Genomic DNA, 15,127 nt, shown 5'->3' on the forward strand with positions numbered 1-15,127 from the left:
TTAAGTTAAGTGCAAAATTTTGGAGCAGTGATGCGTCATGAGCATCAATTGTGAAATCCTCGATCTCAGGGCTTTTCTCGGCGTCGTCGAGCTTGAAAGCTTTCACCGGGCGGCCGATGCCCTGAACCTGTCGCAGCCGGCGCTCAGCCGCCGCATCCAGAAGCTGGAGGCATCGATAGGTGCGCCGCTTCTCGAGCGCACCACCCGGCATGTTTCGCCCACCGCGCTCGGCCTCGAACTTGTGCCGCTGGTGCAGCGCATGCTGGAGGAGTTCGACAGCTCCCTCTTTGCGGCCCGCGGTCGGGGCGTGCGGCGAAGCGAGCTGGTGACGATCGCTTGCCTGCCGACTGCCGCCTTCTATTTCCTGCCGACGGTGATCAAGCAGTTCAACCAGGAATATCCCGACATCCGCTTCCGCATCCTCGACCTGACGGCGACGGAGGGGCTGCAGGCCGTCTCGCGCGGCGAAGTGGAATTCGGGATCAACTTCATCGGCACCTCAGACCCGGAGCTCATCTTCGATCGCATCGCCGAAGATCCGTTCGTGCTGGCGGCGCGGCGCGATCATCCCCTGGCGATGCGGCAGGAGGTCGGCTGGATGGATCTGGCGCCGTACCCGCTGATCACCGTGCACCGCTCCAGTGGCAACCGCACCATGCTCGACGCGACGCTTGCGCGGTCGAACATCGAACTGCGGTGGTCCTACGAGGTGACGCACCTGTCGACCTCGCTCGGCCTGGTGGAGGCCGGCCTCGGGATTTCCGTGCTTCCGCGCACGGCGACACCCGGACCCGATCATCCCATCATCATCACGAGGCCGCTGGGCAATCCGCTGATTTCCCGGACGATCGGCATCGTCCGCCGGCGCGCTGCCACGCTTTCACCCGCTGCCGAACACTTCCGTCGCATGATCATGGGGGCATGGCAGGGCGGTCAACAGGCGGATTGATCCGAACTCCGGAGGCACGGTCGCGTGATCGGCGGCACGAGCCAAGTGTTTGTATCGTCGTGCGCGACGTTATCCCTAAACCGTGGAAGAGAGCCTGGCTGCGAGGGACGCCTACGCCGTCGCGCAAGCGCACCTGCTCACCCGTCTCGCGCTTGGCAAGCTCGATCAGATTTCGAAGGGCCGCCACGCCCAGGCTGTTGATGTGCTTGCGGCCGAGCGCAATGTCGATGCGGAGCGCGATCTCGGCGGCATCGGCGCCGCGAAGATCGGCCAGCCGCCCGATGCCGATCTCTTCGAGATAACGGATCATTGTCGGGCCGATCGAATGGGCCCGCAACATCGACTTGCGCTCATCTTGCGAGATCATGCCCGGCATCTCCTGGCCACAACGTTGCCGCCCAACCGTTTCTTAATCGCTGTCCAGTACATCCTGTCAGCGAAATTCGCGGAAGATGGAGTGTGTTGAGTTGCGTTTTTCCGCAGCGATGACGGCCGAACGGTGGCTGCCGGGGCAGATCGCCTCGCGTATCGCGCCGCTGCTGCGTCGCGTCGACGCCGTTCTTTTCAGCGCCGACGAGCGTGGCGAAGCCGGCCGCATGTCACTGATCGCCTTTGCCGTGCGTATTGTCAGCGCCGCCATCGCCTTCGTCAGCCAGGTGCTGCTGGCCCGCTGGATGGGTGGCTTCGAATACGGCATCTTCGTGCTCGTCTGGGTGTCGATGATCATCGCAGGTTCCCTGTCCTGCTTCGGTTTCCACACCTCCGTCATCCGCTTCATCCCCGAATACCGCGAAAAGGGCATGCTCGCCGAACTGCGCGGCGTGCTTGTGGCGAGCCGGCTGTTCGTGCTCGTCGCCTCGACCGTCATCACCGCCTTGGCCATGGCCGGCGTCTGGCTGCTCTCGGACAAGATCGAGAGCTACTACGTCGTACCGTTCTTCCTCGGCATGTTCTGCCTGCCGATGCTGGCGCTGTCGGACGTGCTGCAAGGGCTGGCGCGCGCCAACGCCTGGGCGTTCCAGGCGCTTGTGCCGACCTACATCGTGCGGCCGCTGCTGATCCTGTTGTTCATGGCGGCGGCCGTGGTGTCGGGCCTTGCGCCGACCGCCGAGACCGCCGTCAGCGCCGCGATCGCCGCCACCTACGTCACCACCATCGCCCAGCTCGTCCGCGTCACTTCGCGGAGCGACAAGCGCATTCCCGCCGGGCCGCGCACCATCCTGCTCGGTTACTGGCTCAAGATCTCGCTGCCGATCTTCCTGGTCGAGAGCTTCTTTTTCCTGCTCACCAATGCCGACGTGCTGATGGTCGGCTTCTACATGGAACCGGACCATGTCGCGGTTTACTTCGCGACTGTGAAGACGCTGGCGCTGGTCCACTTCGTCTATTTCTCGGTCAAGGCGGGCGTTGCCCAGCGCTATGCCCATATCGCCCATGGCGAGCCGGAAAAGCTGGCCGGCTTCGCCCGCGAAACAGTGTCCTGGACGTTCTGGCCGTCGCTGCTGATGGGGCTTGTCGTGCTGGTGCTCGGCAAGCCGCTGCTTGGCATGTTCGGCCCCGGCTTCGACGAGGGCTATCCGCTGCTGTTCCTGCTCGTGGCTGCGGTGGTGGCGCGATCGGCGGTTGGCCCATGCGAAAGCGTGTTGACCATGAGCGGCTACCAGAACGTCTGCGCCATGGTCTATGCCGCGACACTCGCCCTCAACATCGGCCTCAACGTCGTGTTTATCCCCACGCTCGGCCTGTGGGGCGCGGCAATCGCCACCTCGGCGGCGATGATCTTCGAGGCGACCGCGCTGTCGTTCACCGTATGGCGCAAGCTCGGCATCGTCATGGTGCTGTTCATCCCCGTCCGACGCACATTGGAGAAAGCCTGATGGTAGCCATCCCGCTTCTCGAAGAGACCAGCGGCGGCCCGGCCGGTTCGATGATCGCCGGCATTGCCGGCGTTCCGACCGACCTTGCCGACCTCGCCCAGCTTGAATTGACCGCCAGCGAGCGGCCGCTCAGGCGGCTCGCCATCTATCCGGCTTCGGCCGGCTTCGACCTGGTCGAGGAACTCGACCACCTCTGCGCCCGTACCATCGAGCCCAACGTCTTCTTCAACCCGCGCTTCCTGGCGCCCGCCATGCCGAGGCTCGAGGACCGCGAGGTGCGGCTTGCCGTCATCCGGGACGGCAACGAGTTTCGCAGCCGGCTGCGCCTGCTCGTGCCTTATTCGATTGAGAAGCCGGCGGTACCGCTCGGCGTGCCGGTGATGCGGACCTGGTCGAGCCCGTTCGGTCCGCTCGGCACGCCGCTGCTCGACCGCGACGACCCCGAAGGCGTTATCGCCGATTTCTTCGCCATGCTGGCGCGGCCGCATCTCAAGCTGCCGAGGGTTTTCGTGCTGCCCGACATGCGCCTCGATGGCGCCGTCGCCCGCATGCTGAGTGCGACGGCCGAAAGCCGCGGCTTGCCGCTGGCTATTACCGGCCAGTTCGAGCGCCCCTTCCTCGAAAGCGAGCGCGATGGCGACGACTATCTCAAGGCCGCGCTCGGCAATCGCCACTACAAGGAGTTCCGCCGGCTCGAGCGCCGGCTCGCCGAACAGGGCGTGCTCGAGCACAAGGTTGCGCGCACCCAGGACGATGTGCGCCATGCCATCGAGCAGTTCCTGACGCTGGAGGCGTCCGGCTGGAAAGGCCGCCAGCGCACCGCCATGGCGATCGACCGTTACCGTGCCGCCTTCGCCCGCGAGGCGGTGCACCGGATGTCGGAACAGGACATGTGCCGCATCCACTCGCTGACGCTCGACGGCCGCACCATTGCCAGCCTCGTCGTCTTCGTCGAGGCGGGTGTCGCCTATACCTGGAAGACCGCCTACGACGAGACCCTGTCTGCCTATTCGCCGGGCGCGCTGCTGATGATGGCGGTGACCGCGCAGCATCTCGAAGACCCCAACGTCATGGTCACCGATTCCTGCGCCGTGCCCGACCACCCGCTGGTCGGCCGGATGTGGAGCGAACGCAAGCCGATGGGCACCATCGTCGTCGGACTGACGCCCGATGCCGACCGTGTCACCCGCCAGGCCGCCTCGCAGCTGCATCTCTATCGCCAGACGCGCAAGCTTGCGGTCAAGCTGCGCGACCGCATGCGCAGCCTGCTAAAACGCTAGAGCGTTTTCGCCTCGCGCTTGGCCCGGTCGCGGAAAATGCGGCGGATGACCTTGCCGGTGGTGGTCAGCGGCATCGAATCGACGAACTCGACCTCGCGCGGATATTCGTGCGCCGACAGGCGCTCGCGCACCCAGAGCTTGATCTCGTCGGCCAGCGCCGCGTTGCCCGCAACGCCGTCCTTTAGCACGACATAGGCCTTGACGATCTCGGTGCGCAGCGCGTCGGGCTTGCCCACGGCAGCGGCCAGCGCGACGGCGGGATGGCCGGTCAGGCAGTCCTCGATCTCGCCCGGGCCGATGCGGAAGCCGGCGGAGGTGATGACGTCGTCGTCGCGGCCGAAGAAGGTGACGTAGCCGTCGTGGTCCTCGATGCCCTGGTCGCCGGTCGTCATCCACTCGCCGATGAATTTCTTCTCGGTCGCTTCGGGACTCTGCCAGTATTCGAGGAACATGACGGGGTTGGGCCTGGCGATGGCGATCTGGCCGGGCTCGCCGGCAGGTACGCGACGGCCGTTGTCGTCGATGATGGCGACCCGGTGGCCGGGCACCGCCTTGCCGATGGCCCCGCCGCGGCTCACACCGAGGGCCGCGCAGGAGGCGAGCACCGCGTTGCATTCGGTCTGGCCGTAGAACTCGTTGACCGTGAGCCCAAGTTCGCCGGCCGCCCAGTCGTAGGTCTCGCGGCCGAGCGCTTCGCCGGCCGAGCCGATGCTGCGCAGGCCGAGCCGGAAGCGCTTGCCGATGTCGGGCACGGTCTTCAGCATGCGTAGCGCCGTCGGCGGGATGAAGGCGTTGCGCACGCCCATCTTCTCGACCAGCAAAAGCGCTGCCTCGGGATCGAACTTGTCGAAGCGGGCCGATACCACCGGCAGGCCGAAATAGAGGCCCGGCAGCAGCAGGTTGAGCAGCCCGCCGGCCCAGGCCCAGTCTGCCGGCGTCCACATCAGGTCGCCCGGCTGCGGCAGGAACTCATGCGCCATCTGGATGCCGGGCAGGTGCCCGAGCAGCACGCGATGGCCATGCAGCGCGCCCTTGGGCGGCCCCGTGGTGCCCGAGGTGAAGATCATCATCGCCGGATCGTCGGGACCGGTATCCTCGGCGGTAAAGTCAGGCGCATGCGAAGCGACAAGGCGCTGGAAGTCATCCAGCCCGCCGCTGCCGACAACGACGATGGTTTCAAGCTCGGGCAACCGGCCGGCGATCTGGCCGACCTTGGCGAAACCGGCCTCGTTGGTGACGATGGCCCGCACACCCGCCGTCTGCAGCCGGTATTCGAGCGCCTCGACGCCGAACAGCAGCGCCAGCGGCACCGCTATCGCGCCGAGCTTGTAGATGGCGACATGGGCGATGGCGGTCTCGAAGCTCTGCGGCAACAGCAGCGCTACCCGGTCGCCTCGCCGCACGCCGCGGGCGCGCAGCGCATGGGCAAAGGCGTTGGAGCGGCGGGACAGTTCGCCGAAGGAGAGTTTTTCGGCCGCCCCCTCGACATGGTAGTCGAGGAGCGCCGTACGCTCTGGATCGATCGCAGCCCAGCGGTCGGACACGGCGGTGCCGATGTTGAATTTCTGCGGGATGTTCCAGCGGAAGTCGCGGCAGAGGGCGTCGTAGGTGTCGCGCCGTTCGAGCATGGACGGTCGTCTCCGCTCCTCCGCGAGTGGGACTGGCGCCGGGCATGAGCTCCAGGCGCCGTGGACAGGCCTGTCGCGTAGCTCCTGCCCCTGGCGGCGTCAAGTGACGTGGATCAGCGGTGCGCGCCCTGGTAGCTCGGGACCGCGTTGCGTTGGCTGGTCTGCGGCGGCAGATACAGCTGCAGCAAGAACAGCAGCACCAGCACCGGCAGCCACATCTCGTTGATTTCCTCGAGCGCGCGGGCGTATTTCAGAGCCGTTGCAGGCAAGGCGCTATCGGCCTCCCGGAACCAACGGGGGATGGCGTCGAGGATCTTCAGCGCCGGCAGGTAGGCGACAAGCACGATCGCGCCATAGGCAGCCGGCGGCCTGCGCGTCACCAGATGCTTGATGTGATCCAGCGATCTTATCAGCAACGCCACCACCACCGTGCCGATCAGGAGGACGGTTCCCGCACTTGCGAGTTTCTCTAGGACGGGCACCTCCGGCCTGAGATACTGGCGCAGATTGAAAAGGCCGTATGTCGTGAAGGCGTGATGCCAATCCAGCTCACGAACGCCGAGGAGCAGCGCGCCAAGCGCGATCAGCCCAGCCAGCCCGCCCTGACGAAACCAGATGCCTGCCGCAATGATCGCGACGACGAAATGCAAGACGGCACTTGCCATCTCTACCGGCCCGTTCTCTCGGAGCAAAGCAGCAGCCATATCCGCCGACATCACTGCGGCGGCGAGCAGGCTCACGACAAGTCCAGATAACGCGACCCAGAAGAGCAAAAAGGGAGACGCAATGAAATTAGATGAATTCGAACCGGTATCGGAAGGCAATGAGATTTCTCTTCGGAATATCATTAAGGAATCCCATTCTAGCCAATCCGTCGGGCAAAGCAAACTACCGGACCGTCGCTTGGAATCACAATGTGGTCACCGCCGGTTGGCAAAGAAGCACTTCCGCCTTTCGGGATGGCGGTAACCGGTTGTCTCGCCAGCGTCTCCTGCGCCATTGGCAGATCTTCACGCGACCACGGTGCAAGCATTTCTTGCGATGCTTCAAAAGCTGTTTGCCCGCAAAACCAGACCGAGCTGCAAATCTGAAAATGGCGCTTGACCTCAATATTGGTTGAGGTTGCACAAGTCCTTTCTGTCAAGTCGAAGAGAGGAGGACGAGATGGGTCAGGACGCCGGCAAGGCACAACGTATCTACAGGGTCGACAGGTTCACCGTTCCAGACGGTGCGCGCGCCGAGTTTCTCGACAAGGTTCGGCAGACGCACGAGTTGCTGAGAGTGCAGCCGGGCTTCCTGCAGGACATGCTTCTGGAGCAGCCATCGATGCCTGGAGAGCACAATGTCATCACGATCGTCGAGTGGGAAAGCGAGGCTGCGATCGCATCGGCCAAGGCCAAGGTGCAGTCGATGCACGCGCAAGCGAATTTCAACCCGCAGGAGTTGATCGCACGGCTGGGCATCAAAGCCGACATTGCCAGCTACAGGCACATTTAGGAGCGGAAGGCTTCGGAAAATGTAACGGCGACCCAATGGGCCGCCGTTCAATGTTCGAGGCTGGATTGTCCCAGTCGCCGGTCAGGCGAAGGTGCCGTGGCAGTGCTTGTATTTCTTGCCCGAACCGCACGGGCAGGCCTCGTTGCGCGAAACCTTGCCCCAGGTCGATGGATCGTTGGGGTCGCGGTCTTCGGCCGCGACGACGCGCGAATCCTGCAGGACTGCGACCGAGCCTTCGCCGAAATCGTCCTCGCCGGTGGTGCCGTCGATGTGGTGGCCAAACATCTCGGGCGCTTCCGGTGGCGGCGCGTCGGCTGCCTGGCGCACCAGTTCGACCCGCATCAGCTGTGCGGTGACCGCCTGGCGCAGGTTGCCGAGCATCGCCTGGAACAGCTCGAAGGCCTCGCCCTTGTATTCGTTGAGCGGGTCGCGCTGGGCGTAACCGCGGAAGCCGACGACCGAGCGCAAGTGGTCGAGATTGACCAGATGTTCGCGCCACAGGTGGTCGATCGTCTGCAGCACCACCGAGCGTTCGACATAGGTCATCACCTCGGGGCCGAAGCGCTCGGCGCGGTCGGCGGCCGCCTTGTCGGCTTCGGCGGTGATGCGCTCGCGGACCTCTTCCTCGGCGATGCCTTCTTCCTTGGCCCATTCCTCGATCGGGAGATCGAGGTTGAGCGACTGGATCACGCCTTCCTTGAGGCCAGTGACATCCCACTGCTCGGCATAGGCGTTTTCGGGGATGTGCTTGGCGACCAGATCCTCGATCACGTCGTGGCGCATTTCGGCGACCGTATCGGTCAGGCTGGTCGCGTCCATCAGCTCGATGCGCTGCTCGAACACCACCTTACGCTGGTCGTTCGACACGTCGTCGTATTTGAGCAGGTTCTTGCGGATGTCGAAGTTGCGGGCCTCGACCTTCTTCTGCGCCTTTTCCAGCGCCTTGTTGATCCAGGGGTGGACGATCGCCTCGTCTTCCTTGAGGCCGAGCTTCTGCAACATGCCGTCCATGCGCTCGGAACCGAAGATGCGCATCAAATCGTCCTGCAGCGACAGGAAGAACTTCGAACGGCCCGGGTCACCCTGGCGGCCGGAGCGGCCGCGCAGCTGGTTGTCGATGCGGCGGCTTTCGTGGCGTTCGGTGGCAAGCACGTAGAGGCCGCCGCCGGCGAGCGCCTTTTCCTTGAGGCGGGCAACGTCCTCGCGGATCGCCTTTTCCTTGGCGTCGCGCTCGGGGCCTGCCGGCATGTCAGCCAGTTCCTCGGCAATGCGCATGTCGGCGTTGCCACCGAGCTGGATGTCGGTGCCGCGGCCGGCCATGTTGGTGGCGATGGTGATAGCGCCCGGCTTGCCGGCCTGGGCGACGATCGCCGCCTCGCGCTCGTGGTGGCGGGCATTCAGGACCTCGAAGTCCTTGAAGCCGTCCTTGCGCAGCCGCTCGGCCAACTGTTCGGATTTCTCGATCGAGGTCGTGCCGACCAGCGTCGGCTGGCCCTTGGCGTTGGCTTCCTTGATCTCGCGGACGATCGCCTTGTACTTCTCCTCGACCGTCCGGTAGACCTCGTCGTCCTCGTCGATGCGGCTGACGGGCAGGTTGGTCGGAACCTCGGTGACGTCGAGATTGTAGATGTTGCCGAACTCTTCCGCTTCGGTCAGCGCCGTACCGGTCATGCCGGCGAGCTTTTCGTACATGCGGAAATAATTCTGGAAGGTGACGGAAGCCAGCGTCTGGTTTTCCGGCTGGATCGACACGTGTTCCTTGGCTTCCAGCGCCTGGTGCAAGCCTTCGGAGAAACGGCGGCCCGGCATCATGCGGCCGGTAAACTCGTCGATGATGACGATTTCGTCGTCCTTGACGATGTAGTCCTTGTCTTTCTGGAACAGGCGGTGCGCCTTGAGCGCATTGTTGACGTGGTGGACCAGGGCGACGTTTTCGATGTCGTAGAGCGACTCGCCCTTCAGCAGGCCCGCTTCGCGCAGCATGTTCTCCATCTTCTCGGTGCCTTCTTCGGTGAAGATGGCGGTCTTCTGCTTCTCGTCGACCTCGTAGTCGGACGGAACCAGATGGAGAAGGAAGGCGTCGACCGTGTTGTACATTTCCGAACGGTCCTCGAGCGGACCGGAAATGATCAGCGGCGTGCGGGCCTCGTCGACCAGGATCGAGTCGACCTCGTCGACGATGGCGAAGAAGTGGCCGCGCTGCACCATCTGGGCGCGCTCGTACTTCATGTTGTCGCGCAGATAGTCGAAGCCGAGTTCGTTGTTGGTGGCGTAGGTGATGTCGCAGGCATAGGCCGCGCGGCGCTCTTCGTCCGACAGTCCGTGCACGATGATGCCGACCGAAAGGCCGAGGAACTTGTAGAGCCGGCCCATCCATTCGGCGTCGCGGCTGGCGAGATAGTCGTTGACGGTAACGACATGCACGCCCTTGCCGGTCAGGGCATTGAGATAGACGGGCAGGGTTGCGACGAGGGTCTTGCCTTCGCCGGTGCGCATCTCGGCGATGCCGCGGCCGTGCAACACCATGCCGCCGATCATCTGGACGTCGAACGGACGCATGCCAAGCGCGCGCTTTGCGCCTTCGCGAACCGTGGCGAACGCCGGGATCAGCAGGTCGTCGAGGGTTGCCCCGTTGGCAAGGTCCTGACGGAACTGCTCGGTTCGCGCCCGAAGCTGGTCGTCGGTCAGCGCCTGCAGTTCATTTTCCAGTGCATTGATCGCTTCCACCCGGGGTCGGGTCGATTTGACGCGACGATCGTTGGAGGAACCGAAAATCTTACGGGCGAGACCGCCGAGACTGACCATCAAGTGGCCCTTTCAATTCGAATGAAGCCGACTGTCCGCCGGCCGAACCTGCCGGGGACAAGGCGGTGGCAGGTTCAACGCGAAAAGCGCCCGGAAAACGGTTCTGGACGCGAAGACGATGGACAGATAAGAGGGGGCACAACTTATGTCAACGTTGCAGAGAGCCTGCCGAAGACGCCAAATTCCGCCACATTCAGGTTGATTTGGAAGTGCGTCATCCCCCCATCGGAGAGTTTAGATGTCTTTTTCGTTCCGTAGCGCCTCGCTTGCCCGCGTCGGGCTTGCAGCCGGGCTCGTGGCGCTGTCGTCGCTGCCTCTCGCCGCCCAGGAAGCTGCTGCGCCAGCAGCCCAGCCCGCGGCTCCCGCAGCGGCACCGGTAGATCCCAACACGATCGTTGCCACGGTCAATGGCCAGGACGTCACCGAAGCCGACATCTCGCTGGCCGAAAGCGACCTCGGCGCCCAATTTGGCCGCCTGCCGCCGGAGCAGCGTCGTGCCGCGGCGCTGTCGTCGATCATCGAAATCAGGCTGATGGCGGCCCAGGCCGTGGAAAAGGGTCTCGACAAGGACGCCGACTTCCAGCGCCGCATGGCCTTCCTCGACCAGCGCGCGCTGCATGGCGAACTCGTCGAGAAGGAAGTCGCGGGCAAGGTCACCGACGACGAGATCCGTGCCCGCTACGACAAGGAAATCGCGGCCCAGAAGCCGGTCAACGAGGTTCATGCCCGCCACATCCTGGTCAAGACCAAGGAAGAGGCGGACGCCCTGATCAAGAAGCTGGATGGCGGCGAGGATTTCCAGAAGCTCGCCAACGAAAACACCACCGATCCGAGCGGCAAGACCTCGGGCGGCGACCTCGGCTTCTTCGGCCCTGGCCAGATGGTGCCGGAATTCGAGAAGGCGGCTCTCGCCCTCGAGGTCGGCGCCTACTCGAAGGAGCCGGTGCAGACGCAGTTCGGCTGGCACATCATCAAGGTCGAGGACAAGCGCTCGCAGCAGCCGCCGGCCTTCGACGCGGTCAAGGAAGAGGTCAAGTCGCTCGTCATCCGCGAGAAGTACATCGACCTGGTCAAGCAGATCCGCGCCGCCGGCAAGGTCGAAGTCACCGACCCCGAGCTCAAGAAGGCCATCGACGCCATCGACGCATCGAAGTAGGCCTTTTCAACTCGATTTCAGAAGGGCGGCGTCAGTTGGCGCCGCCCTTTTTTTGTTTGCGACGCTCGCAGTTTGACCATCTGGCGCGTTCTCAACCTCGCCGGTGGCTGAATGACGTTGGGTCCGATGGTCGCCAAATTGGGACTTCTCAGGGGGTGCTGAGCGGAGTGCCCCGTTTCCAGGAGCATCGCATGCCGTCTGCCGACCTGATCCTCGCGTTCCTTGCCACGGCGGCAATCTTCGCCTTCATCCCCGGACCGGCCATGCTCTACGCTGCCGCCCAGACGATGGCGCGCGGGCGCCGTTCCGGTTTCATGGCTGCATTGGGTATCCACATTGGTGGCTATGTGCATGTCGTTGCGGCTGCAGCCGGGCTGTCATTCCTGTTCCACGCGGTTCCGTGGCTCTACACAGCGGTCAAGCTTGCGGGCGCCGCCTATCTCGTCTGGCTGGGCATTTCGATGTTCCGCGGCCGCAAACAGGGCGATTTCGACCCCTCCGGCATGGGACAGAAGTCCGGCCGTCGCGCCTTCGTCGAAAGCGTCGCAGTCGAAGTGCTCAACCCCAAGACTGCCATCTTCTTCATGGCCTTCCTGCCGCAGTTCATCGACGCATCCGCGACTTTCCCGGTCTGGGCGCAGTTCCTCATCTTCGGAATTCTGGTCAACACCATGTTCACGGTTGCCGACATTGTCGGCGTTGTGCTGGCCGGCCTCCTGATCGGCCGCCTGCAGCGCTCGAGCCGGGCGCAAAGGCTTATGCGGCGCGCCGGCGGTGCAGTGCTTGTCGGTCTCGGCGTGCACGTCGCGCTCCAGCGCAGCTGAATCGCCCGGCGGCGTTGCAGCCAGTCTTCAGCGATGCCTCAAGCTTCAGTGATGCCTCAGGCCTTGATGCCGTTCACGATCATGCGGATCGCCCGGCGCAACGTGGCGTCGTCCTCATCCAGCCGGCCAGTCAGCAGGTGCACCCAGGCGTAGGAAGCGACCATGTCGGCGACCTGTTCGGGGTCGACATGTGCTGCGACCTCGCCTCGCGCCTTGGCCCGGGCGACGATCTTGCCGGTGTTGGCCCTGCGCCCGGCGGCATATTCGGCCAGCGCTTCGGCTGCTGAAGCATCCGACTGGGCCTCGGCCAGCAGAGAGCGGAAGATGCCGCCAGATGGCGTCTCGCGCCAGTGGACGAATAGGCTCCTGGCAAAGCCGAACAGGTCTTCCTCGATGCTGCCGGTGTCGGGATAGTCGATGTCGCGCTTCTGGCGCTGGTAGACCTCAAGCAGCAGCGATGCCTTGTTCGGCCACCAGCGATAGATCGTCGGCTTGCCGGCGCGGGCACGGCGCGCCACGGCCTCGATCGAGAATCCCGCATAGCCGTTTTCGATCAGCACCGCCTCGGCCGCTTCCAGGATCGCGTCGGCGCTTTCGGGGCTGCGCCGTGCGCCGATCGATTTCCGCGCCGCGTCTTGCTCAGTGCTCATCTCGTTCTCCGGTTCGTCGACAAATCCATACACCAGCTCTTGACGAAACGAAACGGCCCGTTTTATATAACGAAACGTTTCGTTCCGATGGAGATTGGAAATGACTGCCTCCCAAACCCGCTTTTCCCGCCCGCGCTTCGCCCTGATGGTCCTGATCGGTGTCTATCCGCTGATCACGGTCCTTCTTTACGTCGTCATGCCGCTGACCGATGGCTGGACGATCTGGCAGCGCACCCTGCTGATTGCGCCGCTGATGGTGGCGACGATGATCTGGGGGCTGATCCCCGCCGTCCAGCGCCTGTTCCGCGGCTTCCTCAATCCGGCGGTGCATTGAGGCTGGACCACGCCTTCGTGAGGTGAAACGCCTTGCGAAGCCTCGCGCTATCGGGCAAACGGTGCCAACCCTCACCGTTTCCCGAGCCCGCAGAGGTTCCCTGATGTCGACTGCCGTTTCCCCGCTTGCACCGAAAAAATATCCCAAGATGCCCGCCATCGATGGCGTCCGCATTGCCACTGCCGAAGCGGGCATCAAGTACAAGGGTCGCACCGACGTGGTGGCCATGGTGTTCGACGAAGGCACGGCGGCGGCAGGCGTCTTCACCCGTTCCAAGTGCCCCTCGGCACCGGTCGATTTCTGCCGCCAGAACCTTTCGGGCGGCAAGGCGCGCATTCTCGTCGTCAATTCCGGCAACGCCAATGCGTTTACCGGCAAGAAGGGCCGCGAGACGACCACGCTGACCGGCCAGGCCGCGGCCAAGGCCGCCGGCTGCACGCCGGGCGACGTCTTCCTCGCCTCCACCGGCGTTATCGGTGAGCCGCTCGACGCCGGCAAGTTCAGCCATTTGCTTTCCGGCATGGTCAAGGACGCCAGGTCCGACCAGTGGACCGAGGCCGCCAAGGCGATCATGACCACCGACACCTATCCCAAGGTGTCGACCGCGACCGTCAAGCTCGGCGACACCGACGTCACCATCAACGGCATCGCCAAGGGCGCCGGCATGATCGCGCCGGACATGGCGACGATGCTGTCCTTCGTCGCCACCGACGCGCCGATTTCGGCGGATGTGCTGCAGGACATGCTGTCGCGCGGCACCGCCAAGACCTTCAATGCGGTGACCGTCGACAGCGACACCTCGACGTCCGACACGCTGATGCTGTTTGCCACCGGGGCCGCGGCCAAGCGCGGCGCGCCGAAGATTTCCGATCCCAAGGATGCGCGCCTCGGCGCCTTCCGCCGTGCGCTCAACAAGATGCTCAAGACGCTTGCGCTTCAGGTCGTGCGCGACGGCGAAGGCGCGCGCAAGCAGGTCGAAGTCACCGTCACCGGCGCCAAGTCGGCGCGTTCGGCCAAGCGCATCGCGCTCTCCATCGCCAATTCACCGCTGGTCAAGACCGCCGTAGCCGGCGAGGACGCCAATTGGGGCCGCGTCGTCATGGCCGTCGGCAAGGCTGGCGAGCCGGCCGACCGCGACCTCCTGTCGATCTGGTTCGGCGACAATCGCCTTGCCCACAATGGCGAGCGCGACCCTGGTTATTCGGAAGCGGCGACCTCGGCCTACATGAAGGGCGACAACATCGTCATCCGCGCCGACATCGGTCTTGGCCGCGGCAAGGCGACGGTATGGACCTGCGACCTGACCAAGGAATATGTTGCCATCAACGGCGACTACCGGAGCTGACAGCAGCGTGAACCAGAACCGCCCGTCGCACGAACTCGCAATCGTCCGCCGCTACGAGGCGGCCGGCTTTCGCGCCTGGCCGGCGGCGGCGGTGCATTATGACGGCACCTGGCTGGTGCGGTTGACGGCAGGGCATCCGGCCAAGCGGCTCAACTCGGTCAACCCGCTCGACCCGGCCGACATCCGCAACATTCCCGACCGCATCGCCCGCGCCAGCCGCCGCTTCGAGGCCTATGGCCGGCCGCTCACCTTCCGCATGTCGCCCTTGTCGGGGCCGGCGGTCGCCGCCCATCTCGACCGCGAGCGCTGGAGCGTCTTCTCCGAATCGATGGTGATGCGCCTGTCGCTCGACGACGGTGTCGTCGAAAACGCCATGGACCAGATCCCGCTCAAGGATATCGGCCGCTTCGTCAGCGCCTCGATGGCCGTTCACGGCCTCGACCCGTCGCTGAGGCCGGGCCTGTCCGAGATCATCGGCGCCATCCAGCCGGAAGCCGGCCTGTTCGTGCTCGAACAGGACGAGCAGCCGGTGACGGCTGCAATCTGCGTCCACGACACCGACCTTGCCGGCCTGTTCGAGATCGCCACGACCGAAGCCGAGCGCGGCAAGGGCTTCGGCCACCGGCTGATCCTGTCGGCGCTCAAATGGGCACGCCTCAGGGGCGCGCGCCAGGCGTGGCTGCAGGTCGAAGCCGACAATGTCGGCGCCATCCGCCTCTACTCGAAGATGGGCTTCAAGGAAGTCTATCGCTATCACTATCGCCGCCCGCCGGAGGCCTGAC

Annotated in this window: 14 protein-coding genes; 9 read left to right on the forward strand and 5 right to left on the reverse strand. The window is 64.4% G+C overall.

Annotated elements, in window-relative coordinates; all coding sequences use genetic code 11:
* Nucleotides 1-37: 37 nt before the first annotated feature.
* Nucleotides 38-949 (forward strand): LysR family transcriptional regulator, encoded by a 912-nt coding sequence (locus CO731_RS09340; RefSeq protein ID WP_108606893.1) that lies wholly within the window; start codon nt 38-40, stop codon nt 947-949.
* Here the strand turns inward: CO731_RS09340 and CO731_RS29285 are convergent.
* Nucleotides 912-1,325, reverse strand: a complete 414-nt coding sequence (locus tag CO731_RS29285; protein ID WP_245439694.1) for a hypothetical protein — start codon at nt 1,323-1,325, stop codon at nt 912-914. The genes CO731_RS09340 and CO731_RS29285 overlap by 38 nt on opposite strands.
* A 91-nt stretch (nt 1,326-1,416) precedes the next feature.
* Here CO731_RS29285 and CO731_RS09350 point away from each other — a divergent pair, with 91 nt between their 5' ends.
* Together CO731_RS09350 and CO731_RS09355 are read left to right on the forward strand one after the other, a co-directional pair.
* On the forward strand, nt 1,417-2,826 hold the full coding sequence (locus tag CO731_RS09350) for a lipopolysaccharide biosynthesis protein (RefSeq protein WP_199914580.1): 1,410 nt from the start codon (nt 1,417-1,419) through the stop codon (nt 2,824-2,826).
* On the forward strand, nt 2,826-4,106 hold the full coding sequence (locus CO731_RS09355) for a GNAT family N-acetyltransferase (protein ID WP_108606894.1): 1,281 nt from the start codon (nt 2,826-2,828) through the stop codon (nt 4,104-4,106). The genes CO731_RS09350 and CO731_RS09355 overlap by 1 nt, the downstream gene beginning before the upstream one ends.
* Here the strand turns inward: CO731_RS09355 and CO731_RS09360 are convergent.
* Nucleotides 4,103-5,734, reverse strand: coding sequence for an AMP-binding protein (locus CO731_RS09360; protein ID WP_108606895.1), 1,632 nt, complete (start codon nt 5,732-5,734; stop codon nt 4,103-4,105). The two genes, CO731_RS09355 and CO731_RS09360, sit on opposite strands and share 4 nt — an antisense overlap.
* A 113-nt stretch (nt 5,735-5,847) precedes the next feature.
* Complete coding sequence (locus tag CO731_RS09365) at nt 5,848-6,474, reverse strand: hypothetical protein (RefSeq protein ID WP_159091609.1); 627 nt, start codon at nt 6,472-6,474, stop codon at nt 5,848-5,850.
* Nucleotides 6,475-6,898: 424 nt separating this feature from the next.
* On the opposite strand from CO731_RS09365, the gene CO731_RS09370 reads away from it, so the two are divergent.
* Nucleotides 6,899-7,231 (forward strand): antibiotic biosynthesis monooxygenase family protein, encoded by a 333-nt coding sequence (locus tag CO731_RS09370; protein WP_108606897.1) that lies wholly within the window; start codon nt 6,899-6,901, stop codon nt 7,229-7,231.
* 81 nt (nt 7,232-7,312) lie between these two features.
* On the opposite strand, the gene secA is transcribed toward CO731_RS09370, so the two are convergent.
* Entirely contained in the window at nt 7,313-10,036 is a 2,724-nt protein-coding gene (gene secA, locus CO731_RS09375; protein WP_108606898.1) for a preprotein translocase subunit SecA, read from the reverse strand.
* A gap of 238 nt (nt 10,037-10,274) precedes the next feature.
* Between secA and CO731_RS09380 the strand changes: the two genes are divergently transcribed.
* A complete protein-coding gene (locus CO731_RS09380; RefSeq protein ID WP_108606899.1) occupies nt 10,275-11,192 on the forward strand; it encodes a peptidylprolyl isomerase in 918 nt (305 codons plus the stop codon).
* A 191-nt stretch (nt 11,193-11,383) separates the two neighbouring features.
* The gene (locus tag CO731_RS09385; protein WP_108609718.1) at nt 11,384-12,016 is read left to right on the forward strand and encodes a LysE family translocator; all 633 of its coding nucleotides are present in this window, start codon (nt 11,384-11,386) and stop codon (nt 12,014-12,016) included.
* Between the two features lie 56 nt (nt 12,017-12,072).
* Here CO731_RS09385 and CO731_RS09390 read toward each other — a convergent pair whose 3' ends face one another.
* A complete protein-coding gene (locus CO731_RS09390) occupies nt 12,073-12,666 on the reverse strand; it encodes a TetR/AcrR family transcriptional regulator (RefSeq protein ID WP_108609719.1) in 594 nt (197 codons plus the stop codon).
* 100 nt (nt 12,667-12,766) lie between these two features.
* On the opposite strand from CO731_RS09390, the gene CO731_RS09395 reads away from it, so the two are divergent.
* The 3 genes from CO731_RS09395 to CO731_RS09405 all read left to right on the forward strand — a co-directional run bounded on the left by CO731_RS09395 (nt 12,767) and on the right by CO731_RS09405 (nt 15,126).
* Nucleotides 12,767-13,000, forward strand: a complete 234-nt coding sequence (locus CO731_RS09395) for a hypothetical protein (RefSeq protein WP_108606900.1) — start codon at nt 12,767-12,769, stop codon at nt 12,998-13,000.
* Between the two features lie 103 nt (nt 13,001-13,103).
* Nucleotides 13,104-14,345 carry a bifunctional glutamate N-acetyltransferase/amino-acid acetyltransferase ArgJ gene (argJ, locus tag CO731_RS09400; RefSeq protein ID WP_108606901.1) on the forward strand — a complete coding sequence of 414 codons (1,242 nt, stop codon included), beginning with the start codon at nt 13,104-13,106 and terminating at the stop codon, nt 14,343-14,345.
* A 7-nt stretch (nt 14,346-14,352) separates the two neighbouring features.
* Nucleotides 14,353-15,126, forward strand: a complete 774-nt coding sequence (locus tag CO731_RS09405; RefSeq protein WP_108606902.1) for a GNAT family N-acetyltransferase — start codon at nt 14,353-14,355, stop codon at nt 15,124-15,126.
* Nucleotide 15,127: the final 1 nt, after the last annotated feature.

It is taken from the genome of Aminobacter sp. MSH1, assembly GCF_003071665.1.
GTDB lineage: Bacteria > Pseudomonadota > Alphaproteobacteria > Rhizobiales > Rhizobiaceae > Aminobacter > Aminobacter niigataensis.